A 26,280-nucleotide genomic window follows, 5' to 3' on the forward strand; every position below is an offset into this window, starting at 1 on the left:
GCGTGGAGGTGTAGGCATGCGACCGGATCGAAACGCCGAACTCGCGCTCTTGCTCGAGGTCGCCGGCACGCCGAAGCCCGGGAACGTCGACCGACACCGCGACCTCGAAGACCTGCGATTCGAGCACTTCCTTGCGGGGGCCGTGGGCGCTCGCGACGGCCTCGAGATGGCGGCCGATAGCGCGGAGGTCGGTCCAGCGTTCGAACGTGCGGTCGAAGGGATGGCCGAGCAGGACGGCGGCAACACGCAGTTCGGGGCGCTACTCTTGCTCGTTCCGCTCGTTCGGGCCGCTCGAGGCGGTGCCGGCCTCACTCGATCCGACGCCGAGGCCGTCGTCGAGGGAACAACCGTCGCCGACGCCGCAGAGTTCTACCGCGCGTTCGATCACGTCGACGTCTTCGTCGGCGACCCACCGGCTGATATGGAACCCCTCGACGTCCGTCGCGGGAGCGACGCGATTCCGGCCCTGGAGGAGCGCGGGCTGACGCTGTACGACGTGATGGACCGGAGCGTCCCCGGCGACGACGTCGCTCGCGAGTGGGTCCGCGGGTTCGAGCGATCGTTCGCCGCGGCCGACCGGCTCGCTGACGCCGACGGGCCGATCCTCGAGCGCGCCGCTGCGGTCTTCCTCTCGTTGCTGGCCGAACGCCCCGACACGCTCGTCGCCGCCCGCCACGGCGAGGACGTCGCGGTCGAGGTGACCGACCGCGCTGCAACGCTCCACGAGCGGGGCGCCCTCGAGACCGATCGACCGGCGGTCGAGGCGTTCGCCGACGACTTGGTCGACCGCGGGATCAACCCGGGGACGACGGCTGATCTCACCGCGGCCGGGCTATTCATCGCCCTCGAGCGCGAATCGGTCGAGATATGAGCGGCCACGATTCCGACCTCGAGGCAGACGGCGGCGGTTCCGACCAGGACGCCAGCGACGATTCGAGTACCGCGGGGTGGCCACTCGAACTCAGTGGGGTCAGCGAAACCGTCGTCACCACGCTCGGGCCCAACGGATTGTGGAACGTCGCCGCCCTCGGCGTCTTCGCCGGCGACCCCGCCACCGCCAGAACCTGGGGGAACACGCGAACGCGCCGGAACTTCGAACGGCAGGGAGAGGGCTACGTCCAGTTTACCCGCGACCCGGTCGAGTTCGTCGACGCCGCGCTCTCGATCACCGAACGCGAAGACCCAATCCTCGAGTCCGCCGACGCCTGGGCTCGCGTAGCGGTCGAGCGAGTCGAAACCGGCACGGCCGACGGCGCCGACTGGGCGGCCTGGACGCTCGATCCCCGCGAGTCGGCCGTCGAACGCGAGTCGGTGACGCCGATCAATCGCGGCTTCGGCGCCGTGATTGAAGCGACCGTCGCGGCTTCCCGCCTCGGAATCGAGGGCTACGACCGCGCGCGACTCGAGGGGCTGCTGGAGCACTGCCTCGAGGTGGTCGACCGGGCTGGCGGCGCCAGAGAGCAGGCGGCGTTCGCGAATCTCGTGGCGTACAGCGAGTGGAACCCATCGGCGCGAGCGCGAGACGAGAACGAATGGCTTTAGAAGGCGCTCACGGAATAACGGGTATGGCAATCAAGCCGGCCTACATCAAAAAGACGGGGAACATCCTCCTGGAGCAGTATCCGGAGGCGTTCACGACCGACTTCGAACAGAACAAAGACAGCGTCACGAAGCTGACGAACATCGAATCGAAGGGCGTTCGAAACCGAATCGCGGGCTACGTCACGCGAAAGAAGGGCGCCGCCGTTTCGGCCTGAAACGAGGATTTTCTCGACTGTCACTGACTCGGTGAGTGGCTATGCTCTACCGATTACCGATCCCCCTCGAGCGCCTCGTCCTCGAGCACGACGGGACATTCGACGACGCGATACGTCTCCATCGAGGGCATCTCGAGGATCTCCGTGCCCTCGTGGTTGCAGGCGACCGCGGGTGGATCCGAAAAGTACTCACACTGGTGACAGTAGCTTCGCTTCGGTACGGTCCGATACTCTCGTTCGGTGGATGGTTCCGGCGACACCTCCGAGGACTCGTCCTCGAGTTCCGCCCAGAGGCGCTCGCGATCGATTTCGGCGACGTCCTCCCGATCGAACAGGTCGTCGACGGCCGGGTCCCGCTTCGGCGGGGACGTCGCCTGGTCGGAGACTCGCGCCGCGAGGTCGCCGAGGGGGTCCGTACGGTCGTCGGGTTCCTGGGAGGCTGACTCGAGCGCTGGCGGTTCCTCGTCAGTGGTGTCGGATTCGAGGGCCCGTTCGTCGAATGCTACGGCTCTCGAGTCCTCGTCCGGTTCTGAGTTTTGATCCGGTCTCGAGTCCGAGTTCTCGGACTCCGGACTCGTCTCATCGCCGTCGTTCCCGTCGTCGGTCATTCGCTCTCACCTCGATCCACAGATCGTCGGTCGTCGTCCGACGGTTCCGCGTCGGCCTCGACCGTCTCGAAGACCGACGCCGTCTCGTCGGTGTCGACCGCCGCGTGCGCTGCCGGCTCGAGGGCCGGCGGGTCGCCCGTCTCGAGCGTGTGCGATCCCAGGAACGAACGCTTCTTCGAGACGTCTGCGAACTGGGTGTCACAGTGCGGGCAGGTCGGTTCGGTCAGGAGCCCCATCGAAACGGCCGTCGAACACGCCGCACAGGTGGCCGTCTGAATCCCGAGCCGACTCGCCGCTCGCTGCAGTCGTTCGGCCTCCAAACGGCGACGCTCTTGAGCTGCGAGGAAGTCTCGCCGTTCGCGAAGGTCGAGCACCGCCGTCGCCAGCGTCGTCGACCGTCGCTCGAGTTCGTCGGTGGTCTCCAGGACGTGCTCGAGGACGTCCTCGAAGTTCTCGAAGCCCGAGTCGACCGTCTTCGAGAGGTCCTCGAGGTCGGCTTCGAGGCTCGAGAGCGCGTCGGTCCGGTCCTCGAACGCTGACAGTCGCTCTGCCACGGTCTCGAGGTCCTCGTCGAGTGCTTCGACCGCCGATCGGTCGGCGTACTCGTCGTGGTCGTGCTCCTCGGGGGCCTTCCCATCGGCCTCCCGCTTGACCTGGACGACGCGCTCGCGAACGTCCTCCACATGGTCGACGAACTCGGTTCGCTGCTCCTCGAGTTCGGATTGGAGCGTCTCAGAGTCGACGGAATCGCCGGGCTCGATCCGGTCTTCGTCGAGGCCTTCACCGTCGGATCCCGCATCGTCGGTGGTGACCGCGTGCGTCGCCGACAGGAGCTGTCGACAGAACGCCGCTCGAGTCTCGCCCCGCCGGTCGGCCTCCTCGTCGATCCAATCGTTCACATCGGCCGGTAACGCGAACGAGACCGCCCCGTCCTCGTGGTTCTCGCTCGCCATGCGTACTCGATTCGACGGGCGCACTCTTAGGGGTTGTGTCGGTTTCAGCGCTCGATACGTGCAGGAGATCGGCTCTCGACGTGGTGTTCGGTTGATGGGTGTGGATGGGCGGAGGGCGAGGAATGGAGGTAGGGGATGGGGATATGGGGTTGGTGGGGGGAGGGGTGGGAGGAGTCTACCGAATCTTTCGCACGTTACTGATGTCGAATCCGCTGTCGCGAATCTCGGTTTCGAACTGGACGATGTTCTCGTCCTCGAGCCGCGAGAGCACCCCTCGAAACTCCTCCACGACCAGCGTCCGATCCCGTTCGGAGCCCCCGCTCTCCCACTCGAAGTGCAGTGTTCCGTCGACGGCTTCCTTGAGCTGACCGAACGCCTGCCCGGTGAGCGTTTCGACGTCGACGAGCAACAGGACGATGCCGCCCCATCGGTATGCCGCTCGTTTGAGCCCCTTGAGTAGTATCGTCAGATCGCTCTGGGAGAACTGGTCGCTGGTGGCCGCGGCTGCGAGCAGGTCCGTCGCGGAGTCGATGACGACCAGGTTCCCGGGGGCGTGTTCGGTAAGGTACTCGCCGAGCGCCTCGAGCACGTTCCGTCGGTTCGTTCCGTCGCCCAGGTTCGTGATGTCGGTTCGCGTGTCGCTGTACCAGTCGGTCGGCACCGGCGTCAACTGGAAGAACTCCTGCGAGAGGTCGACGAACGAGACGGCCGACGTCCCCGCCTCGACGAGGTTGTCATCGAGGACGAATGTCATCTCATCGACAATTGCGCCTCGCTCGCTCGAAAAGGAGACGTAGTGGACGTTGTCGGGGAGAGCGACGCCAGGCTCGAGGTCGCCGTAGTAGAACTCGAACTGGTCGCCGTCTGCCCTGGCGAGGCCGTTCATGGCCGTCGCCGTGTAACAGAACTCCCGGCCGCCCGCACCCGCCTCGGTCGCCAGCAAGACGACGCTTCCGCTCGGTGCGCCGCCGCCGATCATCGCGTCGAACCGCGAGATACCGAGTGGCATCCGCTGCATACGGTCAGCGTCGCAGGGGACTCGCTTACGTGTTGTGGCAGGCTCGAGTCCGTTCGACGGACGGCTGAGAGTCGCGCGGTGAACGAACGCGTCCTCGTCTCGAGTCGCCTTGAAGCCGAAAAACGAAACAACGAAATATCGAAAATCCGACCGACTCGCGCTCTAGAGGAAGCTCTCGATGTGATCGGCGACTTCCTCGGGCGTGTCGCCGACGGGGACGCCCGCGTCGTTGAGCGCGTCGATCTTGCTCTCTGCGGTGCCGGTACCCGACCCGGAGACGATGGCGCCCGCGTGGCCCATCCGCTTTCCTGGCGGGGCCGTTCGACCGGCGATGAAGCCCGCGACTGGCGTCTCGACGTGCTCGTCGATGTACGCCGCGGCCTCCTCTTCGTCCTCGCCACCGATCTCGCCGCACATGACGATCGCCTTCGTGTCGGGGTCGTTCTCGAACAGCTCGAGGGCGTCGACGAAGTCGGTGCCGATGATCGGGTCGCCGCCGATACCGACGGCGGTGGTCTGGCCGATCCCGCGCTGGGTGAGGCTGTCGACGACCTGGTAGGTCAGCGTTCCGGAGCGGGAAACGAGCCCAACGTCACCCTCGGCGAAGATGTTGCCGGGAAGGATGCCGAGTTTGGCCTCGCCGGGCGTGATCAGGCCGGGACAGTTCGGCCCGATGAGCCGCGTGTCGGTCTCGGTCAGGCGCTTGTTGACCTTCGCCATGTCCTGGGACGGGACGCCCTCGGTGATCGCGACCGCGAGGTCGAGGTCCGTGTCCAGAGCCTCGAAGATGGCGTCCGCCGCGAACGCAGGCGGGACGAAGATGACCGAGGCGTCGGCGTCTTCTTCCTCGACGGCTTGGTCGACCGTGTCGTAAACCGGGACGCCGTGGACCTCCTGGCCGCCCTTGCCGGGGACGGCGCCGGCGACCACGTTGGTCCCGTACTCGAGCATCTGTCCGGCGTGGAACTTCCCTTCGCCGCCGGTGATTCCCTGTACAACCACGCGAGTGTCGTCGTCGACTAAAACGCTCATTGGTCTCCCTCCTCGTCCTCAGCGTAGGCAACGGCACGCTGGACTGCATCCTCGAGGGTCTGTTCGACCGTCACGAGGTCCTCGTTCAGAATCTCCATGCCTTCCTCCCAGTTCGTTCCGGCCAGTCGCACGACGACCGGCTTCGGAATCTCGTCGAACTGTCCGAGGGCCTCGTTGATCCCTTTGGCGACTTCGTCGCCGCGGGTGATGCCCCCGAAGATGTTGAACACGACCGAGTCGACGTTCTCGTCGGAGAACACCATGTCCAGCGCGTTGGCGATTCGCTCGGCCTTCGCGCCACCGCCGACGTCGAGGAAGTTCGCGGGCTTCCCGCCGTAGTGGTCCACGAGGTCCAGCGTCGTCATCACGAGACCGGCACCGTTGCCGATGATCCCGACGTTGCCCTCGAGTCGGACGTAGTCGAAATCGTACTCGTCTGCCTTCTGCTCGAGTTCGTCGCCGCTCGCGGCTTCGTCTTCCATCTCCGCGAGCTCGGGCTGGCGGAAGAGGGCGTCTTCGTCGATGTTCATCACGGCGTCGGCCGCGATGACTTCGCCGTCGCTGGTGACCATCAGCGGGTTGATCTCGGCGTCCGACCCGTCGCGGTCCTCCCAGAGGTCGTAGAGCGTCGTCAGGACGCCCGCGACGTCGAGGGCGAGGTCCGCGTCGACATCCGCGTCGTAGACGGCCTTGCGAGCCTGGTAGGGGTGCATGCCGAACGCGGGATCGACGTGTTCACGAGCGATCGCTTCGGGCGTCTCCTCGGCGACCTGCTCGATGTCGACGCCGCCTTTCGTCGAGACCATGGCGACGGGCTTGCCCTCCCCGCGGTCCATCGTCACGCCGACGTACAGTTCGTTGACGAAGTCGACGGCTTCCTCGACCAGCACGCGGTCGACGTGGTAGCCCTTGAGGTCCATCCCGAGGATTGATTCGGCCGCGTCGCGGGCCTCGTCGGCGTCCTCGGCGAGTTTGATCCCGCCGGCCTTGCCGCGGCCCCCGACCTGAACCTGTGCCTTGATCGCGACCGGATAGCCGATCTCGTCGGCGGCCGCCAGGACGCCGTCGACGTCCGACGCGAGCGTCGACTCTGGCGTCGGAACCCCGGCGTCAGCGAACACCTGCTTCGCCTGGTACTCGTGGAGTTTCATTGCGCACTCGATACGCAGTTGCGCCGTTGCTTAAATCATGGGAGTTTGCGTCGAGTCTCGAGTCTGGAGTTCGACGCTCGCCCCCCTCGATCGAAGGATCGTTCGCACTGGCCCGGCTCGAGTCGCCTGCCCGCGTTCCAATTCGATGCCGTCCTTCCAAATCGAGAATCGGAGGCCGCTAGCTCACTTGGCGTACCGCGATTTGCCGGTCGAAGCCCGATACACGTCGTGGGATTTGAAATACAGCGCTACGAGTAGCAGAATTACCGGGACGAGTAGTACGAAGAGTACTGATCCGTAGGAGAAAACCAGCAACCCGAATATCCCACCGGCCAACAGGTACCAGCGTCGAAGGAAGATTCCCGCGACGCTCAGGAGTGCGGCTCCCGTGATCGATCCAAACAGGATCGCTCGTGCTCGAGTGTATCCTGCAGGCTGTAACACGCTTCCTGTGTGAAACAAATCGATGTAGAGCGCAGCGAGGGTAACGAAGACGACCCCGGTCGCCACTGCCCGGAGGAGGGGCAGTTGGTTCTGGTACTTCATCGTGGTTAATATTGGCCGTCTTGCGACATAATTATTCGGTACACTACACGTTGGACGAGTTCTCCGTTGGTTTCCCGTTCCCTTCGGTTGCGGCCGTGTTTTCCTTGAGAGACTCGTCGTTCCCGTTCGGGACGACCTCCGGTCGATAGCACAGCGCTTTTCGAAACTGTGCGTGGAACAGGATTCGAACCTGCGGACTCCTACGAGACTGCGTCCTAAGCCCAAACGCGCCACAAGCGCGTTTTAGCGGCCATTTCTGCCCCGTTCAGTCCTTCTTGGAGCGTCTGTTTTTATAGTAAGGTTCTGATAGTATATTACATTTCACGGGACAGCGTTAGCGACTGTACCCCCTCAGAACGCCATTTAGTTCATTGTGTTGCCATTATCTGCCTGTGTTCCATCTGCGGCCGATCTCCCTTGACAAGGGAGCGGTCGGCTCTCCCCTGCATAACAAGTCAATACCTGGTCGTCCTCGAGAATACCGTGCCGCGAGGCTTCGGACAGTCAGTTATCAGGTGACTGTTCATCATCGCAACTGGACGACCACCACAAATCGACTTCCCCGGCCTGACCAGGGGCAAGACTTCCAATTTGAATCAGAACCCAAGCACAAGTGGTGTCATACTCACTGAAATCGAACCGTTGCCAGTCCGATCGCGGTTGATCGTCTCGCCATGCATAGAGTTCGTAGGAGCCGGACTCGGTTGGATAATTCTCAAACCACCCACCCCCAGTCTGTTCTGTATCGGGATCGGCGGCCTCTACTTCCATCGCCCTCCAATACACTGGCTCATCGTCTTCGACTATCAACACGTAAACTGTGTGTGCCTCGAGATCGTGATTTACAACTTCGAGTTTCGATAAGCGAGGTTCCTCTGATGAGCCAATTCCAAGTGTAGTACAACCACCTATCCCGACAACAAGAGGAACACCAGCCCAGTGGAGGAGTTTTCGTCTCGATACCAAAGCATACAAACATATTATTGTGGGATAATATGAACGTTCTGTTCGACGGATAAGACGACCGTTGATTGAGGTACTATGCTCGTTATTTACTCTGCCCGTGCTGATCAGTATAGAACCCAGTCGGTTGTCGTTGGAAGTTCAGCAATGGCGGTGTTCCATCAACGATGAACTACCGCTGGCTCTGCTCCTCGTCAGCCTCCTTGAGCGCCTTCCACTCCTCTATGTCCTCGTTCGTGATAGGATGAGACAGCGGGCCACCTGGCGGCGCGAGGGCGACGTAGAGCAGGTACCCGAGTAGACTGAATAGAAGCACGATGAGGAACCACGTAAACGGATCGCGGTCGGGGTGCTCGGAGTTGGCCTGTTTCAGGTAGACGGCTGTCGCAACGGCTACGTTGACGACCACTAACAGCAGGACTAATTGAATCAGGTTCATAGCCGTCAGTCCTCTCGGTTCGCTTGTGCGACCTGATAGCAGGGCCAGCAGGGAAGGTCGGACAGGGCCGCACACTCCGGGCACTCCTCGAGATCGTCGACCTTGTCATCGTCGAGAACACCGCCGTCCGCCACTACGTCCGCCCGTTGGTTCGAGATTCTCGAGCGTCACTCGAGGATACGGGCGCGGGGTTCTCGTAGGTAATCGCCGCGTTGAGGTTGCTTCTCACTCAGCGGATCCTCGTTTGGAGTGGGAACGATCCGGATGGTCCGATTAGGCTCGAGTTCGGTCGTTTCCATTACGGGACAGCGTTCTAGTGTTTTCGGTCTGGTTTCGTATATATTAGGGGCTTTTGTACTCACAGACACTCCAAGAAAAATGCACGACTCAACGGATTTGAGGAGTGCGCGGGACAGGATTCGAACCTGCGGACTCCTACGAGACAGCGTCCTAAGCGCTGCGCCGTTACCACTTGGCTACCCGCGCTCGAGTTCGAATACACGTCGAATCGGCTAAGAAAGTATCGGTCCGTCCTAGTGCGTCACCGGTTCCTCTGGCGACCAGTCCGGCGGCACGATGAACGTGATGTGCTCGGCGTCTCGCAACTGGTGGAGTTCGGCTGCCTGCTCGGCCAGCGATCGGTCTCGATACGGCATCTCGAGCCCGCAGCCAGTACAGACAAGTTTGCAAGTTGGTTCGTTCATTGTGGTGACGCGTACCCCCCGCCGGGTGCGTGGTCCTTGCTTCGAATCCGAACCGCTTTAGTAAGAGTGACCTAGTGAAATCCCGGGCGAACGGCCAGTTAGCCTAGGGTTTCGTAGCTGGACGTTGTCTGGCGTAGCACGTTATTGCGATGAGAATCACGGCCGCCGCCACAGTCCTCGACAGGTGAACGACGGTGGGACGCGACGGGAGCGATTGCCAACCGTGTGTTTATGGTGCAACCATCCGTTGTAACGAGCATGTACAGCGCCAATACGCGCGTCGAACACCAACCGTGGCTCGAGGAACTCGAGCAGGCCGCGGATCGACTCGAGCTGACGGGCGAGGCTCGCTCGACGGCCGCCGATCTCTTTCTCGCGAATGTCCCCGAGGCCGACCGATCGAAGCCGGCGGTGTTGGCGGCGAGCATCTACGCCGGGTCGCTCGTCGCGGGCGACGGTCGCACTCAGTGTGCCGTCGCCGACGCGGCAGACGTCTCCCGCCTCTCGATCCAACAGCGCTGGAAGGACCTGCTGGCCGGCGCCGGACTCGAGCCGCCGAAGTGGTAGGCCGCTCGGTGATCGAGCGCAACGCGAGTGACTCACCTGGACCTGGGAGAACGCGCAGACGCGTCGAACCACAATTGTCAGTGCAAATCGCCGCCGATTCGAGCGAGTCAGCCGAGCGCCTTTCTCTTGCGAATGCCTCCTCCTCTCCTCGCGATCCATCATCGCCGGATCGTGAGCGCTTCGTTCGACGCACCGAGTAATGGTCGATAATCCCGATTCACGGGATCGTTCCAGCGGGAAAACACCGATGTCGTTCCGGTAGGCGGCCGCTACACGGGCGAAAGTGTTCCGTTTCCTGATGGTTTTCGAGACGCCGAGACGTGTTTTCGCCCGATGCGCTCACCGAGTGTCGTCGACGATTCGCGCTCGAGACGACCACGCTCACCGGCCTCGAACGTCGACGGCAAACGCGAGTAGTGGAGCGTTATTCGTCGTCCTCGCGAGCGAGTCGCTTCGCTGCCAGTGCGGTTCCCCCGGCGACGCCTGCGGTGCCGACGACGGCGCCGAATCCGGGGAGTCCATCGTCTTTTGATCCGTCGTTCCCGCTGTCGTCGCTGTCGTCGCTGCCATCGCTGCCACCGCTGTCGTCGCTATCGTCCCCAGCGGAGCCGTCGCCCTCCGTATCACCGTTTCCGTCACTCTCACTGCCGTCGCCGTCACTGTCATCGCCCTCGTCTCCGTTTCCAGCGCCACCGGCACCGTCGCCATCATCGCTCCCGTCGCTCGAGGACCCGTCCCCGGCCTCGGGCAGGTCGACGTCACCGAGCGTGACGAACGGAAGTTGCGGCACCGAACCGTCGGATTCCGAGAGAACCTCGACGCGGTCCATGCCCTCGGGCGTGACCATGTCCATCACGGCCGGATCGTTCTCGCCGGTGCCGCCGCCGATGACGTACTCGCCGGCCTCGGGTGCAATGCCGCGAATCGCGCCGTCCCCGTAGCCGTCGAACGGGGCGACGAGTGCTGCGATACCGATTCTGCCCTCGGCCTCGACGTCCCAGCCGATCGCGTCGGCAGGAACGCGGACAGCGACGGTTCGTCCCTCCACGTTCGTCTCGACGTTCGACGTCACGGAATCGCCGGCCGCCGACTCGACGCTCTTGACCGACTCGCCGTTTACGACGACGCGGTAGTGGTAGGGGGTGGCCGTGTCGGCGTTCAGTCCGGTCCGGCCCTCCGTGGTTCCGTCCAGATCGGCGTCGGGATCGGAGACGTACACCTGGAAGAACTGGTGGGAGAAGCCGCGGGGCAGCCCCCACGGGTTCTGGATCTCACTGGCCATCGTGAACGCGAACTCGACGTAATCGCGCGAGGCCGAGACGGTCAGTTCGTCGATGTCCCAGGCGCCCTCGTAGAAGTCGTCGCTCGTCGGGTACTCGTAGGTCCCCGGTCCGTAGGGCTCGCCGGTGGGTTCGTCGAACGTAACGACTGGCTCGAGCGTGGTTACGAGCGGAATGTACTGCACCGTCGCTCGCGTCCCGTCGCTGTAAGCCAGTCCCCGATACCAGTCGACGTCTGCCGGCGTCACCACGTCGATTGCGTTGGGCGCGGAGTCGTTCTGCGCGCCGCCGAAGGTCGTCTCGGTGGCCTCCGCCTCAGCCTGCATGACGTTCCCCGGCGCGTTTGGATCGTAGCCCAGCATCACCACTGCGACGTCCAGGTCCTCGAGGGGCGTCTCCAGCGCGGCCTTCGGCACGTCGACGAGAATCTCGTCGGCGGCCGGGTTCGCGGCGACGTCACCCTCAGCGAGTCGCGTCCCGTCGGCGGCCTCGAGTCGCGTCCCGTGTTCGCCGTCGACGACGACCCGGTACTGGTGGGGGCGCTCGAGGGTCGCGTTGACGCCCTCGCGCATCTCCCCCGTCCCGTCGTCGGAGCCGTCGCTGAGGTACAACTGGAGGTGCTGGGCGGAGAAGCCGCCGTCGTAGCCGTCGTAATTCTCGAGGTCGCCGCCGACCGCCGCGCGGAACTGGTAGGTGTCGCCGCCGTCGTGGACCGAGAACGCCGTCAGGTCGAAGATGCCGTCGGTGAACCGGTCGTCGGTCGGGTACTGGTAGCGACCGTTGCCGCCCTTGTCGGTTCCCGGGGTGACGGAGAGGTTCGCGATGCGATCGCCCGCGGCGAAGAACGTCGGCGTCTCGAGGATCGCGACCTGGTCGACCTCGACGGTGCGTCGTTCGTCGTCGGCCTCGCCTTCGACCTCCAGATCCGCGCCGGAGACGATGTCGGTCGCGTGCACGTCCGAACGTAAATCGACGGTCGCCGCCCCCTCGGGGTCGAAGTTGACGATCACGACGACGCGGTCGGGCCCGGTAACGTCCTCCAGGTGGCTAGCGTCGCGGCCGAAGACGAGCACGCGGTCGTCGGACTCGTGCCACTCGCCGACGAGGTCGGCGTCGTTCTTCAGCACGTCGAGGTCGTGGTACGTACTGATGAGTGTCCGGTAGAACTCGAGGTGGTCCTCGTCGTACGCATCCCAGTTCATGAACGCTCGTTGACGGCCACCGGGGCGGACGTCGGCCCCGCTGTTGACCGAGCCGTCGTCGTTGTAGCCTCGAGGGTCGTCCTCGCCCATGTGTCGACCCTCGCCGAAGCGGCTGATCTGGCGCTCCTGGCCGTAGTAGACGAAGGGGACGCCGGGGAGGGTGACGCCGGCGGACCAGCAGGCGCGCTGGAGGGCGGCCCCGCGCTCCCACTCCTCGTCGGAGGTTTCGTCGTGGTTCGGGTTCGCCTGGTCGATCACAGTCTGGTTGAGCAGGCGCAACTCATCGTGGTTCTCGGTGGCGTTGAGGACGAGCGAGTGGTCCGGAATCCCTTCCGCTGCTCGCGCCCTGACGTCGTCGTAGAGGTCGGCGAGCGAGGCCAACCCGCCGGCGACGTCGTGGGTCGTCGTCGTGAACCCCTCGGTGTCGAAGTGCATGTCGAACTCGTTTTCCGAGAACGCGGGGTCCTTCGGGATCGTCTCGTCGAGCATGAGGAACTCGCTATCGTTCGCCCGGACGACTTCGCGGACCTCCTTCCAGAAGCTGTGGGGGACTCCCCAGGCGATGTCACAGCGGAAGCCGTCGACGCCGACCTCGCCCGACCAGAACTCGGCGACGGCGAGCATGTGCTCGCGGACCGCCACGTTGTCGTAGTTCCAGTTGGGCATGACCCGGAGCCCCCAGAAGCCGGTCGGACTGGGGGCCGGCTCCACTGTCTCGCCGTCGTGGGTGATCGGCGCCTCGAGGCGGTCCCACCAGTCGAAGTGTTTCGAGTCCTCGTTCCAGGCCTCGACGGGTGGGTACTCCCAGCTCGGTGCTGGCGGTTCGGATCCCTGCTCGGCGATCGTATCCTGGAAGTACGCGTGGCCGCGCCCGGCGTGGTTGATCACGAGGTCGAAAACGACCTTGATGTTCTGCTCGTGACACGCGTCGACGAACGCTGCGTAGGCCTCGATGGGATCCATTCCGTCCGGGACGAGGTCTTCGGCGATCCCGAAGTAGTCGTTCGTGTCGTAGCCGTGTGGTCCGCCGCCGGGCGGCCCCTCCTGGAAGCCGGAGTCGTTGTTGTTGCCGTACAGTTTGTCGACGCTCTCGGCGGGGACGACGGGCGTCAGCCAGACCGCGTCGACGCCCAGGTCGGCGAGATAGTCGACGCCGTCGATCAGATCCTCGAACGTCGTCTCGCCGCGTTCGCCTGCCCACGAGTGCGGGAAGATCTGGTACATGACGCCCTCGGCCATCCACTCGGGCGGGCGATTGGGCAGGGCGGTCGCGCCGTCGGGTCCGAGTTCGATCGTATCGAGGGTGCTCAAGCTGTTGCCGTCGTAGGCGACCGCGTGAACGCGAGCGGACTCGCCTTCGAGGGCCGACTCGGGAATTCGCCCGATCAGTCCTTCGACCTCGATGGCCTCGGTTGCGAGCGCGTCGCGGTCGTCCGCGAGGAAGACGACCTCGAGGTCAGCCCGCGTCGCCCGACTGTTCGGCGCGAGTCGAGCGTTCGTCTCCAGGACGTACTCGCCGTCCTCGTGGCGTCCCTCGAGTTCTATCCGGGGCTGGCCGCCCGCTCCGCCCTCTGATTCGGGGAACGCGTGGATGGTCAACTCGTGGGTGCCGTCGGGCGCCTCGAGTTCGAGAACGTACGTTCCGGGGACGTCGGCCTCGAATTCGGCGACGTTGTCACGCCCTTCGTCGTACCGGGGCCGGTCCGGATCGAGCGACGACTGGTAGGTGAGCTCGACCTCGCTCCCCTCCGGACGCTGGGCGACCGACCAGGTGAAGTCCTCGGCTGTGTAGCCCCCCGGATTTGGGCTGGCATTGGGAATCCGCGGGGCGAGGTTGTCTCGCCCACCGATCAGTTCCGGGCCGACGAACGCCGAGTTCCACAATTTCTCGCCGACCTGGACGAAGCGCGGGTGGCCGGGGTGAAAGGAGTCGATGCCGCTCGCCGTCACGCCCTCCAGGGCGCTCGCCGCGACCGAGTCGCTCAACCCGGCCGTCAGTCCGTAGGCACCGAGTCCCGCAACGCCGCCGAGGACGGTTCGTCTGTACAGCGATCTCGAGTCGTCGTCTCGTGAATTGTCGCTCATGGTTGGTGGATCGTCCGGTGGTGTCCGCGAGCGCGAGTTCGGACCGTCGCTCGAGCGTGCGACTCGAGGCCGTGTGCCGTGTCATCGCGCCTGATGGCTGTTGCAAGTGGGGCGTAATTATTCATCACACTTAGAGACATCTATTGGCGCGTCGACGAGATGGGGAAACCCGTACGTCGCGAGATAGCGGCGGTCGATCCGCTCGAGGGATCGGTCGAGTTACGGTTCTCGATCGATACTGACGGTGATAGCCAGACGCGCCGCTCGAAGACCTCGTTCGCATCCCGCCGAAAATCTGAACGGCGCTCAAGGTCGCGTCTCGGCGCCGAACGAAAACTGGTCGAATCCGCTCGGTACGTCGCGTTACTCTGGCCGAGAGGACTCCCGCCCCTCGCGTTCGGGCGTCAAATTCCCGTGTTCGTCGATCTCGCCGTTGACGATGCGGGTACTCGAGATGATGTCGTCGTCCTCGGCCCTGACGTGGGGGACGACCACGAGTTCCAGCGGATCGTGGCCGCGCTCGCGGCGTAGGTCGTTAATCTTCTTGCCACCCTCGACGGTCTCTGGAGAGACGATCAGGTAGTCGAACTGGGCCTCTGTCGCGATTCCCGTCGGCTCGGTGAGCGTCCGGACCTCGAACTCGCGGTCGTGTTTCTCGGCGAGCGTCTCGAGTTCGGCCTCGAGGTCGCGCTTTCGCTCGTCGTAGGGGCGGACGTACCGGTCGACGTGTCGGGTCTTCGGTGCAAGTTCGTTGCTGGTCAGCCCGACGGTCACGTCCCCGAGTTCGAACGCCCGTTCGAAGAGCCGTCGATGGCCATCGTGAACGGGGTCGAAGGTCCCACCAAGCGCGACGTCCATACCCGTTGTCACTGGCGGGGCGCGTATAAAAGGGTCGAATCGTCGATTCCCGCTCGGGAGTGGTATACGACGATCGTCGAACATCCGCTTCGCATCGTTTTTTGTACTGCACGTTCCTCTCCCCGATATGGGACTGGACGAAGACTCGCTGGAGTATCACCGGAGCGAGCCGCCGGGCAAGATCGAAATCTCGACGACGAAGCCGACGAACACCCAGCGGGACCTCTCGCTGGCGTACTCGCCGGGCGTCGCCGCGCCGTGTATGGAGATCCACGAGGACGAAACCGACGCCTACACCTATACGGCGAAGGGCAATCTCGTTGGCGTCGTCTCGAACGGCTCCGCGGTACTGGGCCTCGGCGACATCGGCGCACAGGCCTCGAAACCCGTCATGGAGGGCAAGGGCGTTCTGTTCAAGCGCTTCGCCGACATCGACGTCTTCGACATTGAACTCGACGAGGCCGACCCCCACAAGTTCGTCGAGGCCGTCAAGATGATGGAACCGACCTTCGGTGGCGTCAACCTCGAGGACATCAAGGCACCCGAGTGTTTCACCATCGAGGAGCGCCTCCGCGAGGAGATGGACGTCCCCGTCTTCCACGACGACCAGCACGGGACGGCCATCATCTCCGGCGCCGCGCTCGTCAACGCCGCCGAAATCGCCGACAAGGACCTCGAGGACCTGAAAATTGTCTTCTCGGGCGCCGGTGCGAGCGCGCTCTCGACGGCCCGGTTCTACGTTTCCCTGGGCGCGAAGCGAGAGAACATCCAGATGTGTGACTCCTCGGGAATCATCACGCAGGCGCGAGCCGACGCCGGCGACGTCAACGAGTACAAGCGCGAGTTCGCCCGCGACGTCCCCGAGGGCGACCTGGCGGACGCGCTCGAGGGCGCGGACGTCTTCGTCGGCCTCTCGGTCGGCGGCATCGTCTCCCCGGAGATGGTGGCGTCGATGGGCGACAATCCGATCATCTTCGCGATGGCGAATCCGGATCCCGAAATCGGCTACCAGGAGGCCAAAGACGCCCGCGACGACGACGTCATCATGGCCACCGGACGCTCGGACTACCCCAACCAGGTCAACAACGTCCTCGGGTTTCCGTTCATCTTCCGCGGCGCCCTCGACGTTCGCGCGACCGAGATCAACGAGGCGATGAAGGTTGCGGCAGCCGAGGCGCTCGCCGACCTCGCCCGCCAGGACGTCCCCGACGCGGTCGTCAAAGCCTACGGCGACGAGGCGATCCAGTTCGGTCCTGACTACATCATCCCCAAACCGGTCGACCCGCGGGTGCTGTTCCGCGTCGCGCCGGCCGTCGCCCAGGCCGCGATGGACTCCGGTGCGGCCAGGACCGAGATCGACGTCGAGGCCTACGAGGAGCAACTCGAGGCTCGTCTCGGCAAGTCCCGGGAGATGATGCGCGTGGTCCTCAACAAGGCCAAGAGCGACCCCAAGCGCGTTGCGCTCGCAGAGGGCGAAGACGAGAAGATGATCCGGGCGGCTTACCAGCTCCAGGAGCAGGGGATCGCCAACCCGGTTCTCATCGGCGAGGAGGACACGATCGCCCGGACGGCGGCGAACCTCGGCCTTGACTTTACGCCTGCTGTCGCGGATCCGACCGCGGGGGCCTACGACGAGTACGCCGAACGGCTGTTCGAGCTGCGCCAGCGCAAGGGAATCACGCGCTCGGAAGCGACTGAACTGATCCGCCGGGACACGAACTACTTCGGGAGCGTGATGGTCGAGGAAGGGGATGCTGACGCCCTGCTCACGGGCCTGACCCACCACTACCCCTCGGCGCTGCGGCCACCGCTGCAGGTCATCGGCACCGCTGACGACGTCGACTACGCTGCGGGCGTCTATCTCATGACGTTCAAGAACCGGATCGTCTTCTGTGCCGACGCCACCGTGAATCAGGACCCCGACGAAGAGGTGCTCGCGGAGGTCACGAAACAGACCGCGAAACTCGCCCGCCGATTCAACGTCGAGCCGCGAGCGGCCCTGCTCTCGTACTCCAACTTCGGAAGCGTCGACAACGAGGGGACGCGAAAACCGCGTCGCGCCGCCGCGATGCTCCAGGGCGACCCCGAGGTCGACTTCCCCGTCGACGGCGAGATGCAGGCCGACACGGCCGTCGTGGAGGACATCTTGACGGGCACCTACGAGTTCTCCGACCTCGAGTCCCCGGCGAACGTGCTCGTCTTCCCGAACCTCGAGTCGGGCAACATCGGCTACAAACTCCTCCAGCGCCTCGGCGGTGCGGAGGCCATCGGGCCGATGCTCGTCGGGATGGACAAGCCGGTCCACGTGCTCCAGCGGGGCGACGAGGTCAAAGACATCGTCAATCTGGCGGGCGTGGCGGTCGTCGACGCCCAGTCGGAGTAACGGGCGTACTGGTGTTCGGTAGTTTCAATTTTTGACTTCCAACTCTGGATTGCCAACCGCCAGGGTGCGACTCTCGGACGACTAGCCACTCGAAGCCGGTGCCAGGTTCCAAGTGCCAGTGAGGAGTGAGAGTGGCCACCTCGGGAGGGGGAGGGTGGGAGAGGTGGCCAGATTCGATCGTCAACGGGTGAATTCCAAGCGGTCTGTGTCCTCTCGCGCTCGAGGTTTCAGACCAATTTGAAAGTCACCGACAGACACAAAGAACGTTGACCTGTCATATTCAAGCACCCGTTTATACGGCGCTACGTCCTGGATTTCAGCCCGTAGATCCGATTGTCCGAGTTCGATGCTCGATTCGGCAGTTCGCCGTCTCCTGACCGGGGGCCACACGTCGAGTAGCACCGTTCACTCTACGCAGGTCATCCAAACACGCGGCCGACGTCGAGTCTCACGTAGTGCCAGAGCGTGCCCGTCAGACCGGTCGCCGCGATCCGTCGACCCGACGTCTCGACCAGCACTCGTGGACAGTACCCCGTCGGAAACGAGCGCGCGAGCGCCCGACTGAACGCCGTGTCCTCGTTGGCGACCGGCGGAAAGCCGCCGACCGCCTCGAACGCGTTGCGGTGGACGAACGTGTTGAACCCCGGCAGGACCGGCCGCTCGAGCCGCGGGAACGCATAGTTGATCGTCGCTTCCATGCACTTCGCCCGGAGGGGGCCGGTCACCCGACAGCGCGAGGAGGCCGCAGCGAGCCCCTCGGCCTCGACGAACCCGAGCATCCGGGTCAGGTACGAGGCACGAACCTCGGTGTCGGCGTCGACGAAGGCGAGCCACTCGCCCTCGGCCTGGCGTGCGCCGCGGTTTCGCCCCGCCGCGATTCCGTCGGCCGGGGCGGAGACGACCGTCACGTCGTACTCGCGGGCGACGTCTCGAGTGGTGTCACTCGAGTCGCCGTCCACGACGATCACCTCGTAGTCGTAGGCGGTGTCCAGAGCCTCGATGCTCGAGAGGGCCCCCCGGATGTACTCGGCCTCGTTTCGCGCGGGGACGACGAAGCTCACCAGGGGTCGACTCGAGCGGTCGGCGTGTCTGGCGCGTTGGCCGTCAGTACGGTCGTCCGCGTCGGTACGTTCGGGCTCGTCACCGCCGTCTGCACGCATCTCGCGTCTCCGGTCGTCTATAGTGTGCAACCCCGTCGACCGCCGCCTCGAACGTCGCATCTACGACCCAGGTCTCGAGGCACTGACTTATACTGTCGGCTCTTCGTTCGACCGTCGGTTCAGGTCGTCGGCCCAGATCGACGTTCGGGTCATCTATCCAGGTCGACGTTCGGATCGAGAGACGGTGTCACGGTGTTCTCCGGTTGTGATCGGAGAGTGGTCAAGTAGTGATCGGGTAGTAATCGGATAGTGTATTGATAAGTTGCGCACAATATTTGCCGCGAGCCACTCTCGAGGGTCCCGAGAGCGCCGATTTGCGCCTCTCGTGCGAAACGTTAAAACGTCAGTCTTGCGAGTTCACGGGTATGACTCGCAGATTCGACATGGATCGCCGTGCGTACCTGAAGACTGTCGGCGCGGCCGGGGCGACCGCCGGCGTCGCCGGCTGCCTCGGCGACGTTCTCGGTGGTGGGGACGAGGACGTGATCGTCCCTGGCACCGCATCTGGATTCGCACCGTTCGAGTTCATCAACGAGGACGACGAACTCGTCGGATTCGACATCGACCTCGCCGAGGAAACCATCGACCGGGCCGGCTACGAGGTCGGCGACTGGACCGACACCGAGTTCGACTCGCTGATTCCGTCGCTCACGGAGGGGAACATCGACTTCATCGCCGCCGGGATGACGATCAACGAGGAGCGCCAGGAAGCGATCGCGTTCTCGGACCCCTACTACGAGTCCGACCAGGCCGTGCTCGTCGCCGCCGGCAGTGACGTCGACGCGAGCGCGGTCGAAGACCTCGAGGGCCTCATCGTGGGCGCACAGGGCGGAACGACCGGTCTGGACGAAGCCGAGGCACTCGTCGAAGAGGGCATCCTCGAGGAAGACGACCTCCGCCAGTACGACAACTACCCGCTGGCAGTCGAGGACCTCGAGAACGGGAACGTCGACGCAATCATCATCGACATCCCCGTCGCACAGAACTTCGCGTCCGGGCGGGACGTCGAAGTCGCGTTCGAGATCGAAACCGGCGAGGTGTTCGGGTTCGGTATGCGCCAGGACGACGACCGCCTCGGCGACATCAACGACGCGCTCGGGGAGATTCGAGACGACGGCACCTACGAGGATCTCATCGAAACCTGGTTCGAGTAACGACAAATGGACCCCGTCGTCTTGCAGGCGAGCGACTGGCAGTTCGTCGCCTCGAGCTGGGATTTTCTCCTCCTGGGCACGATCGTTACGATCTTGCTCACGGTCACGAGCCTCACGCTCGGCTTCCTGTCGGGATTCCCGGCGGGCGCCGTAGAGGTATACGGCTCGGGCTGGCTCCGGGAGACGGTGAGCACCGTCGGCGTCGTCCTCCGGGGGACCCCCATCGTCGTTTTGATCGTCCTCTTTTACTTCGGGTTGCCGATCCCTCGACTCGGGACGATTCCGGGGCTCGACGTAGGCCTGGAGGCGTTTATCGCCGCGACGCTCGCGCTCGGCCTTCGAAGCGGCGCCTACCAGGCGCAGGTGTTCAGAGGCGCGATCCAGTCGATCAGCGAGGGCCAGATGGAAGCCGCACGGTCGGTCGGGATGACGAAAATAGGGGCGATTCGTCACGTGATCTTCCCGCAGGCGGTCCGCCGATCGATTCCCGGCTTCCAGAACGAGTTTACGATCGTCCTCAAGGACACGAGCGTCGCCTTCGCCATCGGGCTCGCGGAGTTGCTCACCCGCGCGGAGCAACTCTACCTCCGGCCCGGACGCGACACGGCCGTCATGGAGGTCATCATCGCCATCAGCCTGATCTACTTCGTGTTGACGTTCGTGACGAACCGCTCGCTCGACCGCTTGCACGACCGCTACGCGATTCCCGGAGGAAACGACTGAGCCTATGAGTCTGTTACGCGTCGACCACGTCGACAAATCCTACGGCGACGAGGAGGTACTGCACGACGTCAGCTTCGAGATGGAGTCCCAGGACGTCGAAGTGATCGTCGGCCCCAGCGGGTCGGGGAAGTCGACCCTGCTCCGGTGTGTAAACCGACTCACCGAGATCGACGACGGCGCCATCTACCTCGACGACGTCGAAATCCACGACATCGACGAGAACGACCTCCGGCGGCGCGTCGGCATGGTCTTCCAGGACTTCAGCCTCTTCGCCCACCGGACGGCGCGAGGCAACATCACCCTCGGGCTCGAGGAGGTCCTCGGGCTCTCGAGCGAGGAAGCCGACGCCAGAGCCATGGACTACCTCGAGCGCGTCGGACTCGAGCCCCAGGCCGACTCCTACCCCGCCGAGCTGTCGGGCGGCCAGCAACAGCGCGTCGGCATCGCTCGTGCGCTCGCGATGGACCCCGAACTCATCCTCTTCGACGAGCCGACCAGTGCACTTGACCCCGAACTCATCGGCGAGGTGCTCGCGGTCATGAAAGACCTCGCCGACGAGGGGATGACCATGCTCTGTGTCACCCACGAGATGGGTTTCGCCCGCTCGGCCGCCACGACGCTGACGTTCCTGGACGAAGGACGGATCGTCGAGCGCGGCCCGCCCGAGGCGCTGTTCGACGACCCGGAACACGATCGCACCGCCGCCTTCCTCGGCGACCTCACCGTCCACCGATGAGCACGCTCGAGGAGGCTCGCGGCTCGGCGGTCGACACCCTCCCCGGTCGGCGACGGCTCGTCGTCGGCGCCATCGGGATCGTCTTCTGGACGTGGTTGCTCGCCCGCTGGGCCTACCACAACGCGTGGCTCGACAGCCTGTTCACCGCCGTCGGGTTCCCGGACCTGATCCGTTCGGAGCAGGGAGTCAGCCAGCGCGAGCCCTGGCTCCCCCTCGAGCCGTTCGAATCGTTCGACCTCGTGAGCCTGGCGATCGAGTCGGCGCCGTCGCTGGCGGCAGGTGCGTTCATCACCGTCTACCTGACGGTCCTCTCGATGCTCTTCGGCCTGGTGATCGCCGTCCCCCTCGCCGTCGCGCGAACGTACGGCGGCCCGATCCTCAGCCGGGTCTCGCTGGCCTACACCGAACTCATCCGCGGGACGCCCCTGCTCGCCCAGCTCTTCTTCCTCTACTTCGGCTTGCCGCTGGCGAGCGCATTCGACTCGATCGGCTTCGTCGGCCAGGGTGGGATTCCGCGGGCCGCCATCTTCGTCGCCATCGTCGGCTTCACGATCAACTCCTCGGCCTACCAGGCCGAGTACATCCGGGCGGCCCTGCAGTCGGTCGACCCCGGACAGCTCACGGCGGCCAGAGCCGTCGGCCTCTCGAGGACGGAGGGCATCCGTCACGTCGTCCTCCCACAGGGACTCCGGTTCGCGATTCCGGGCTGGACCAACGAGTTCATCTACCTCATCAAGTACTCTTCCCTGGCGGCGTTCATCACCGTCCCTGAACTGTTTCGCCAGGCCAGGAACATCGGCTCGGATACGTTCCAGTTCACCAACATCTACATCGTCGTCGCGCTGTTTTACCTCGCGCTGGTGCTCACGACGTCGCTCGCGATGGCCCGCCTCGAGCGAACGGTTGCGATTCCGGGACTGGGGACGGCATCGGGACGGGACTAGAGCGAACGAGAACTGATTTTTGGACGGAGGGCGTAGGCTCGAGCGGCCGATGACGACGTACTCGCTCCGAACCGGACTCGGCACCCGGTGGTGACGAGCCCTATGAGTGCCGAGGCCACCGATTTCCTCGAGGTTTTTGGCTACGCGGGCCCAACGTGAATAGAGACGAGTCGTCCGCATCGAAGGCAGATCGACTCCCTGGAATTTCGAAAGCAGTCCGCTCCGCTCCGTTCGGACAGTCGATCGACTCAGAGCTTCTGGGCCTCGCGCGCCTGAGCGGACCGACGTTTGGCCTGCTCAAGGCGGCGTTCGGTCGCGCGGACCCGTGTCGGCGGAAGCGAATCGCTGGCCTCCACCAGCCGCGCTTCGACGGTTTCCAGGCGGGTCGCCACCGCGTCGAGACTCCGGTTCGCACCGCCCCGATCGCCCGACTCGGCGCGCGTTGCGGCTCGGCGGGCGGCGTCCACGACGGCCTCGAGCGCTTGCGAAAGTCCCTGAATCGCATTTTCCCGGCCCTGGTCGTCGGATGCGTCCGAGTCGTCGGTCGCCACACCGACACGGGTCTCCTCGGCGAGGTCCGCGAGGTAGGTTGCAAGGGGGGTCTTGCCCGTCCGCGGCTCGTCGATGTGCACTCGTTCCTCATCGCCGGGGTTGACGCGGAACGCGCCGACCTCGCCGTCGCTGTCGCGAATTTCGGTCGTGAATGCTCCGCCGCGGTGGACGTACACCGCGTCGGGGCCGGACAGCGGGGCGTCGTACAGCCGTCCGGCGAAGTCGTCCTCGACCGCGAGGGTGGTGAGGTTGCTGTCGGCGTCGTCGGGATCGATCTCGAGTTTCGTGGCGTTCTCGCGGGCCACGGTGGGGATTTCGCCGTTGACGCCGGCGATCGTTGTGTCGCCGTCGTCGGAGACTGTGATCGTCTCGCTGTGGGGAGCGACGCCAGCGCCGTTTATCGTCAGGGTGTGCTCGCCCTCGGGGACGTCCTGGAGGACGGCGATTCCCTGGAACGTCGGTACCGCTTCGGGGTCGCTCTGGAGCAGTGCGAGCATCTCGATCGTCGAGGATTCGGTGGTCAGCCCTTCGTCTTCTGGGGCGTCGTCGGAAGCCACCACGTTCGTGATGCCGGCGACGATCTGGTTGACTGGCGAGGGGTCACTGATAGCGTCGTATCGATCTGAAAGCGCCTGACGGTGTCTAATTTCGGTGATGTCGCTTGCTGGTTCGTCGTACCGGGCCCCTTTCCAGGGGACGCCGGTCGTCGTGAGGTGGCCGGCCATGGCGTCCTCCGCGAACTCCGGAATGGCGAACTCGAAGCTCAGTTGCGGCCCCGTGAATTCCTCGATGTGTTCGAGTTCGGCCGTCGGGACCAGTTCGTACGCTACGTCGGGGTCTGCCCCCTCACGTCCCCGGTACTCGAAACGGTAGCCTGACTCTCGGCCCGGAAGGTCTGTCGGCGGCGACTGGAGCGTGTCGAACGAGCGGACGGTCAACTCGTCGGGAACGAGATCCGAGGCGTCGACTGACGGAAGCCGCTCGTGTTCGTAGATCGGTTCGCCCTCGAGTTCGGGGACCGCAAACGGGAGCGCCAACCCCTCGTCGCGCGGGAGGCCGTAAGCCAGCGGAATTGCCGCGACGTCCTCGAGGCTCTCGACGACGCTATTGGTGATGTCGGCTACGTCGTCGTCTATGGGAAACCGCTGGAAGTGTTCGGCGTCGGCGTTGATCGAGAGGGCACTAGAGTGCGAACCGAGTTCCGAGAGGATCCGCGGTCGCTGTTCGGGGTCGGGGTCGAGGAACTCGTTGTTCGGCACCGATCGGGAGTGGGAACTGGCGACGTACAGTTGCGGTTCGTCGGTGTCGGTGTCGACGAACACCTGCAGGACCTCCCAGTCGTGCCAATGGAAGTTCGTAGTGAACTGATCGAAGACGGAGTAACACCAGAACTGAACGACTACCAGCGGCGAATCGTCGTACTCGACGGCGTGGTAGAACACTGTTGGGTCAGGCGGTTTTCGTCCGTCACCATCGTTCCGACGCTTCACATACCCGTCGAAGGCGTCGAATCCATCCACGGCGAATTCGCCATCCCGCTCGCTCTCGTATCGTCGGGGGTCTGTCGGGAACCACTGCTCGTGGCGGTCGAAGTACACCGTCGGTGCGAACCGTTCGGCGAGTGAGCGCGCCCGTTCGTCGTCGAGGTTCGAGGTTGCGTTATCAGCGCTCCGTTCGAACAGTGAACAGCCCGCCAGTGACGCGGCCGCCCCGCTCGCAACTGTCCCGAGTACTGTCCGTCGGTCGATCGACAGATCGGTGTCTTTGCTCATTCGTCATCAACTGCAGGTCCTGATGACGGCAGTCCATCCACACGTATCGTCCGGCACGGCCGTACGGTTCCACATCGTCTAGGAACCACCGTGGCGGGAGTACGGATAGGCTTTCTGGAGTTACACAAAGCCGGACGTGACCCAATCTCGCATTGGTAGGACTACTGTACGAGCGAACACTACAGAAACTGAACACAGCGGCTGTGAATAGTAGACCAGTCGTGAGTGCCGGCGCCATCGAATTACTAGTCCTACTTCTCGTCCTCCCAGGGAAATCGGCGCATTCGAATTCGGATGAGGAGGCTACGGACGATCGGGAAACAGTGCGAGGTGGCTGATGATGAGCCGACTCTCCAGCCCGCCCGCCAACGCGCCCGAAAGTACCCCGATGGTGCTGATGAACGCACCGGTCCGGACGAGATCGACGAAGCCCACGGCCGGCTCCTCGAGACTCGGCCAGTTGGACATCAGATTCGGCGGAAAGACGACCAGTTCGATGACGAGGATGATCGCCCACACGAGCCCGAATAAGCCGACCATCGCCAGAAGGAGGACGAAGAAGACAGTGACGTTGACTAGGGCCGTGTGTTCGGTGACGATCCGATGTCGCTTCCGCGGGAAGGAGAGGTTCTGGACGAACAGGAGGTAGAGCGTTGCCGTGAAGATACTGACGACTGCGAACAGTGCTGCCGTCACGTTGGTCATGTGGAAACCGACGTCCCAGGATTCGGCGCTGAAGACGATGACGAGCGTCGGTGCCAGCGCGGCCGTCGACAGCTTTGGTAACGAGAGCGGCAACAACGGTGCCCGACTGTTACCGAGCGCCTGCAGGACTCGTTTGGGGTTTCGGACGGCACTGGCCGCGTGGAAGACGAGACGCGCTACCAGGCCGCGCGGGCGGGCCTCGGCTGCGGGAAGCTCCGCGGCGATCCGATGGAGATATCGCTCGACGTCCGCGTCGAACGGCGGCACGGCCCGTCGGTCCGGATCGAACTGGAACGGCTCCATGACGCCCCCGTCGGCGTCGCGGTGACGAGCACCCAGCATGTGCCCGACGAGGTGGACCACGAGCGTCGCCGTATTCCAGCGGACGGCGTCGTCCTCGAGCGAGCGTCGAGGTTCGTTGCGGGGCGCATTGCGGAGGTTGTTCGTCGAGACGACCGCGACGCGAGAGAGCGGCGACGCCAGTCCGGGGACGAACCGCTCCTTGCTCGAGACGAGCGGAACGTCCGTCACGACGAGGATCAAGTCGTACGGCCCCTCGACCATCTGGTGCGTGGCGCGGTCGAGGAACTCCGAAGGCCGTCGCTTGTCGTGATCTGCGAGCGGTACCGCGTCCTCGAGGTAGAACCGCCAGGTGACGTCCGTGACCGACGCGAATTCGTCGACCGTATCTTCGGAGGTTTGCGTCGCAAACGACTGGAGTTGGTCCGGGTCGGTTCCCGGCGCGTGTGCGACCAGCACCCCCACGTCGACTTGCAACCCGGTCGAACCCTCGCACTCGGCCGCCACGAGCGTCGGCCCGTCGCGGTCGCCCGATAGAGAACGACACATCGTCCGACGGTTCATCGTGGGGGGCCTTAACGGCTGGTGGCGACGTCCCCGTGTGAGTTCGTGGATAGGCCGACCAACCCTGCCAATTCGAAGCGTACTGATAGCGCGCTACGATCGCGTTCGACTTCATCCCTCTCAC

General features: G+C 64.3%; 23 protein-coding genes and 1 tRNA gene. 10 read left to right on the forward strand and 14 right to left on the reverse strand.

Translation table 11 applies throughout. From position 1 onward, the window contains the following. Positions 1 to 16: 16 nt before the first annotated feature. Genes NGM29_RS10090 through NGM29_RS10100 form a run of 3 tightly spaced genes read left to right on the forward strand, consistent with a single transcriptional unit; the run spans position 17 to position 1,757 of the window. Complete coding sequence (locus NGM29_RS10090) at positions 17 to 871, forward strand: triphosphoribosyl-dephospho-CoA synthase (protein ID WP_254155952.1); 855 nt, start codon at positions 17 to 19, stop codon at positions 869 to 871. Further along, positions 868 to 1,542: a DUF447 domain-containing protein gene (locus NGM29_RS10095; RefSeq protein ID WP_254155954.1), complete on the forward strand. Its 675-nt coding sequence runs from the start codon at positions 868 to 870 to the stop codon at positions 1,540 to 1,542. The genes NGM29_RS10090 and NGM29_RS10095 overlap by 4 nt, the downstream gene beginning before the upstream one ends. 23 nt (positions 1,543 to 1,565) lie before the next feature. Continuing rightward, positions 1,566 to 1,757, forward strand: a complete 192-nt coding sequence (locus NGM29_RS10100) for a 30S ribosomal protein S17e (RefSeq protein WP_254155956.1) — start codon at positions 1,566 to 1,568, stop codon at positions 1,755 to 1,757. A gap of 53 nt (positions 1,758 to 1,810) precedes the next feature. Here NGM29_RS10100 and NGM29_RS10105 read toward each other — a convergent pair whose 3' ends face one another. The 7 genes from NGM29_RS10105 to NGM29_RS10135 form a co-directional block, all read right to left on the reverse strand. After that, positions 1,811 to 2,365 (reverse strand): DUF8135 domain-containing protein, encoded by a 555-nt coding sequence (locus tag NGM29_RS10105; RefSeq protein ID WP_254155958.1) that lies wholly within the window; start codon positions 2,363 to 2,365, stop codon positions 1,811 to 1,813. Further along, positions 2,362 to 3,318: a hypothetical protein gene (locus tag NGM29_RS10110; RefSeq protein ID WP_254155960.1), complete on the reverse strand. Its 957-nt coding sequence runs from the start codon at positions 3,316 to 3,318 to the stop codon at positions 2,362 to 2,364. The genes NGM29_RS10105 and NGM29_RS10110 overlap by 4 nt, the downstream gene beginning before the upstream one ends. Before the next feature lie 175 nt (positions 3,319 to 3,493). Further along, positions 3,494 to 4,336: an RAD55 family ATPase gene (locus NGM29_RS10115; protein WP_254155961.1), complete on the reverse strand. Its 843-nt coding sequence runs from the start codon at positions 4,334 to 4,336 to the stop codon at positions 3,494 to 3,496. A gap of 162 nt (positions 4,337 to 4,498) precedes the next feature. After that, positions 4,499 to 5,368: a succinate--CoA ligase subunit alpha gene (gene sucD, locus NGM29_RS10120; RefSeq protein WP_254155962.1), complete on the reverse strand. Its 870-nt coding sequence runs from the start codon at positions 5,366 to 5,368 to the stop codon at positions 4,499 to 4,501. Beyond that, positions 5,365 to 6,519 (reverse strand): ADP-forming succinate--CoA ligase subunit beta, encoded by a 1,155-nt coding sequence (sucC, locus tag NGM29_RS10125; RefSeq protein WP_254155963.1) that lies wholly within the window; start codon positions 6,517 to 6,519, stop codon positions 5,365 to 5,367. Before sucC ends, sucD begins: the two co-directional genes overlap by 4 nt. Before the next feature lie 183 nt (positions 6,520 to 6,702). Beyond that, positions 6,703 to 7,065 carry a hypothetical protein gene (locus tag NGM29_RS10130; protein WP_254155964.1) on the reverse strand — a complete coding sequence of 121 codons (363 nt, stop codon included), beginning with the start codon at positions 7,063 to 7,065 and terminating at the stop codon, positions 6,703 to 6,705. 1,135 nt (positions 7,066 to 8,200) lie between these two features. Beyond that, positions 8,201 to 8,467 (reverse strand): hypothetical protein, encoded by a 267-nt coding sequence (locus tag NGM29_RS10135; protein WP_254155965.1) that lies wholly within the window; start codon positions 8,465 to 8,467, stop codon positions 8,201 to 8,203. A 23-nt stretch (positions 8,468 to 8,490) separates the two neighbouring features. On the opposite strand from NGM29_RS10135, the gene NGM29_RS10140 reads away from it, so the two are divergent. Continuing rightward, a complete protein-coding gene (locus tag NGM29_RS10140) occupies positions 8,491 to 8,667 on the forward strand; it encodes a hypothetical protein (protein WP_254155967.1) in 177 nt (58 codons plus the stop codon). A 204-nt stretch (positions 8,668 to 8,871) separates the two neighbouring features. On the opposite strand, the gene NGM29_RS10145 is transcribed toward NGM29_RS10140, so the two are convergent. Both NGM29_RS10145 and NGM29_RS10150 read right to left on the reverse strand, forming a co-directional pair. Then, positions 8,872 to 8,953, reverse strand: a tRNA-Leu gene (locus tag NGM29_RS10145). Positions 8,954 to 9,000: 47 nt separating this feature from the next. Next, entirely contained in the window at positions 9,001 to 9,171 is a 171-nt protein-coding gene (locus NGM29_RS10150; RefSeq protein ID WP_253434770.1) for a hypothetical protein, read from the reverse strand. Positions 9,172 to 9,429: 258 nt separating this feature from the next. Between NGM29_RS10150 and NGM29_RS10155 the strand changes: the two genes are divergently transcribed. Continuing rightward, entirely contained in the window at positions 9,430 to 9,738 is a 309-nt protein-coding gene (locus NGM29_RS10155) for a cyclin family protein (RefSeq protein WP_254155969.1), read from the forward strand. A gap of 424 nt (positions 9,739 to 10,162) precedes the next feature. Here NGM29_RS10155 and NGM29_RS10160 read toward each other — a convergent pair whose 3' ends face one another. After that, positions 10,163 to 14,305, reverse strand: a complete 4,143-nt coding sequence (locus tag NGM29_RS10160) for a glucodextranase DOMON-like domain-containing protein (protein ID WP_254155971.1) — start codon at positions 14,303 to 14,305, stop codon at positions 10,163 to 10,165. A 363-nt stretch (positions 14,306 to 14,668) separates the two neighbouring features. Next, entirely contained in the window at positions 14,669 to 15,163 is a 495-nt protein-coding gene (locus tag NGM29_RS10165; RefSeq protein ID WP_254155973.1) for a phosphopantetheine adenylyltransferase, read from the reverse strand. Between the two features lie 127 nt (positions 15,164 to 15,290). Between NGM29_RS10165 and NGM29_RS10170 the strand changes: the two genes are divergently transcribed. Continuing rightward, on the forward strand, positions 15,291 to 17,546 hold the full coding sequence (locus NGM29_RS10170; protein ID WP_254155975.1) for an NADP-dependent malic enzyme: 2,256 nt from the start codon (positions 15,291 to 15,293) through the stop codon (positions 17,544 to 17,546). Between the two features lie 419 nt (positions 17,547 to 17,965). On the opposite strand, the gene NGM29_RS10175 is transcribed toward NGM29_RS10170, so the two are convergent. Continuing rightward, positions 17,966 to 18,706 carry a glycosyltransferase family 2 protein gene (locus NGM29_RS10175; RefSeq protein ID WP_254155977.1) on the reverse strand — a complete coding sequence of 247 codons (741 nt, stop codon included), beginning with the start codon at positions 18,704 to 18,706 and terminating at the stop codon, positions 17,966 to 17,968. A gap of 365 nt (positions 18,707 to 19,071) precedes the next feature. Here NGM29_RS10175 and NGM29_RS10180 point away from each other — a divergent pair, with 365 nt between their 5' ends. The 4 genes from NGM29_RS10180 to NGM29_RS10195 are packed head-to-tail and all read left to right on the forward strand — an operon-like array spanning position 19,072 to position 22,263. Continuing rightward, a complete protein-coding gene (locus NGM29_RS10180) occupies positions 19,072 to 19,860 on the forward strand; it encodes a basic amino acid ABC transporter substrate-binding protein (RefSeq protein ID WP_254155979.1) in 789 nt (262 codons plus the stop codon). Positions 19,861 to 19,866: 6 nt separating this feature from the next. Beyond that, positions 19,867 to 20,583 carry an amino acid ABC transporter permease gene (locus NGM29_RS10185; RefSeq protein ID WP_254155981.1) on the forward strand — a complete coding sequence of 239 codons (717 nt, stop codon included), beginning with the start codon at positions 19,867 to 19,869 and terminating at the stop codon, positions 20,581 to 20,583. Between the two features lie 4 nt (positions 20,584 to 20,587). Then, positions 20,588 to 21,319, forward strand: coding sequence for an amino acid ABC transporter ATP-binding protein (locus tag NGM29_RS10190; protein ID WP_305882359.1), 732 nt, complete (start codon positions 20,588 to 20,590; stop codon positions 21,317 to 21,319). Next, the gene (locus NGM29_RS10195; protein WP_254155983.1) at positions 21,316 to 22,263 is read left to right on the forward strand and encodes an amino acid ABC transporter permease; all 948 of its coding nucleotides are present in this window, start codon (positions 21,316 to 21,318) and stop codon (positions 22,261 to 22,263) included. The genes NGM29_RS10190 and NGM29_RS10195 overlap by 4 nt, the downstream gene beginning before the upstream one ends. A gap of 248 nt (positions 22,264 to 22,511) precedes the next feature. On the opposite strand, the gene NGM29_RS10200 is transcribed toward NGM29_RS10195, so the two are convergent. Both NGM29_RS10200 and NGM29_RS10205 read right to left on the reverse strand, forming a co-directional pair. Then, positions 22,512 to 24,587, reverse strand: coding sequence for a hypothetical protein (locus NGM29_RS10200; protein ID WP_254155985.1), 2,076 nt, complete (start codon positions 24,585 to 24,587; stop codon positions 22,512 to 22,514). Between the two features lie 303 nt (positions 24,588 to 24,890). After that, positions 24,891 to 26,141, reverse strand: coding sequence for a hypothetical protein (locus tag NGM29_RS10205; RefSeq protein WP_254155987.1), 1,251 nt, complete (start codon positions 26,139 to 26,141; stop codon positions 24,891 to 24,893). Positions 26,142 to 26,280: the final 139 nt, after the last annotated feature.

Source organism: Natronosalvus rutilus, assembly GCF_024204665.1.
GTDB lineage: Archaea > Halobacteriota > Halobacteria > Halobacteriales > Natrialbaceae > Natronosalvus > Natronosalvus rutilus.

Coding starts and splice junctions, on each gene's coding strand:
- NGM29_RS10090 (WP_254155952.1), top strand. CDS start 17: ATGCGACCGGATCGAAACGCCGAACTCGCGCTCTTGCTCGAGGTCGCC.
- NGM29_RS10095 (WP_254155954.1), top strand. CDS start 868: ATGAGCGGCCACGATTCCGACCTCGAGGCAGACGGCGGCGGTTCCGAC.
- NGM29_RS10100 (WP_254155956.1), top strand. CDS start 1,566: ATGGCAATCAAGCCGGCCTACATCAAAAAGACGGGGAACATCCTCCTG.
- NGM29_RS10105 (WP_254155958.1), bottom strand. CDS start 2,365: ATGACCGACGACGGGAACGACGGCGATGAGACGAGTCCGGAGTCCGAG.
- NGM29_RS10110 (WP_254155960.1), bottom strand. CDS start 3,318: ATGGCGAGCGAGAACCACGAGGACGGGGCGGTCTCGTTCGCGTTACCG.
- NGM29_RS10115 (WP_254155961.1), bottom strand. CDS start 4,336: ATGCAGCGGATGCCACTCGGTATCTCGCGGTTCGACGCGATGATCGGC.
- sucD (WP_254155962.1), bottom strand. CDS start 5,368: ATGAGCGTTTTAGTCGACGACGACACTCGCGTGGTTGTACAGGGAATC.
- sucC (WP_254155963.1), bottom strand. CDS start 6,519: ATGAAACTCCACGAGTACCAGGCGAAGCAGGTGTTCGCTGACGCCGGG.
- NGM29_RS10130 (WP_254155964.1), bottom strand. CDS start 7,065: ATGAAGTACCAGAACCAACTGCCCCTCCTCCGGGCAGTGGCGACCGGG.
- NGM29_RS10135 (WP_254155965.1), bottom strand. CDS start 8,467: ATGAACCTGATTCAATTAGTCCTGCTGTTAGTGGTCGTCAACGTAGCC.
- NGM29_RS10150 (WP_253434770.1), bottom strand. CDS start 9,171: ATGAACGAACCAACTTGCAAACTTGTCTGTACTGGCTGCGGGCTCGAG.
- NGM29_RS10155 (WP_254155969.1), top strand. CDS start 9,430: ATGTACAGCGCCAATACGCGCGTCGAACACCAACCGTGGCTCGAGGAA.
- NGM29_RS10160 (WP_254155971.1), bottom strand. CDS start 14,305: ATGAGCGACAATTCACGAGACGACGACTCGAGATCGCTGTACAGACGA.
- NGM29_RS10165 (WP_254155973.1), bottom strand. CDS start 15,163: ATGGACGTCGCGCTTGGTGGGACCTTCGACCCCGTTCACGATGGCCAT.
- NGM29_RS10170 (WP_254155975.1), top strand. CDS start 15,291: ATGGGACTGGACGAAGACTCGCTGGAGTATCACCGGAGCGAGCCGCCG.
- NGM29_RS10175 (WP_254155977.1), bottom strand. CDS start 18,706: ATGCGTGCAGACGGCGGTGACGAGCCCGAACGTACCGACGCGGACGAC.
- NGM29_RS10180 (WP_254155979.1), top strand. CDS start 19,072: ATGACTCGCAGATTCGACATGGATCGCCGTGCGTACCTGAAGACTGTC.
- NGM29_RS10185 (WP_254155981.1), top strand. CDS start 19,867: ATGGACCCCGTCGTCTTGCAGGCGAGCGACTGGCAGTTCGTCGCCTCG.
- NGM29_RS10190 (WP_305882359.1), top strand. CDS start 20,588: ATGAGTCTGTTACGCGTCGACCACGTCGACAAATCCTACGGCGACGAG.
- NGM29_RS10195 (WP_254155983.1), top strand. CDS start 21,316: ATGAGCACGCTCGAGGAGGCTCGCGGCTCGGCGGTCGACACCCTCCCC.
- NGM29_RS10200 (WP_254155985.1), bottom strand. CDS start 24,587: ATGAGCAAAGACACCGATCTGTCGATCGACCGACGGACAGTACTCGGG.
- NGM29_RS10205 (WP_254155987.1), bottom strand. CDS start 26,141: ATGTGTCGTTCTCTATCGGGCGACCGCGACGGGCCGACGCTCGTGGCG.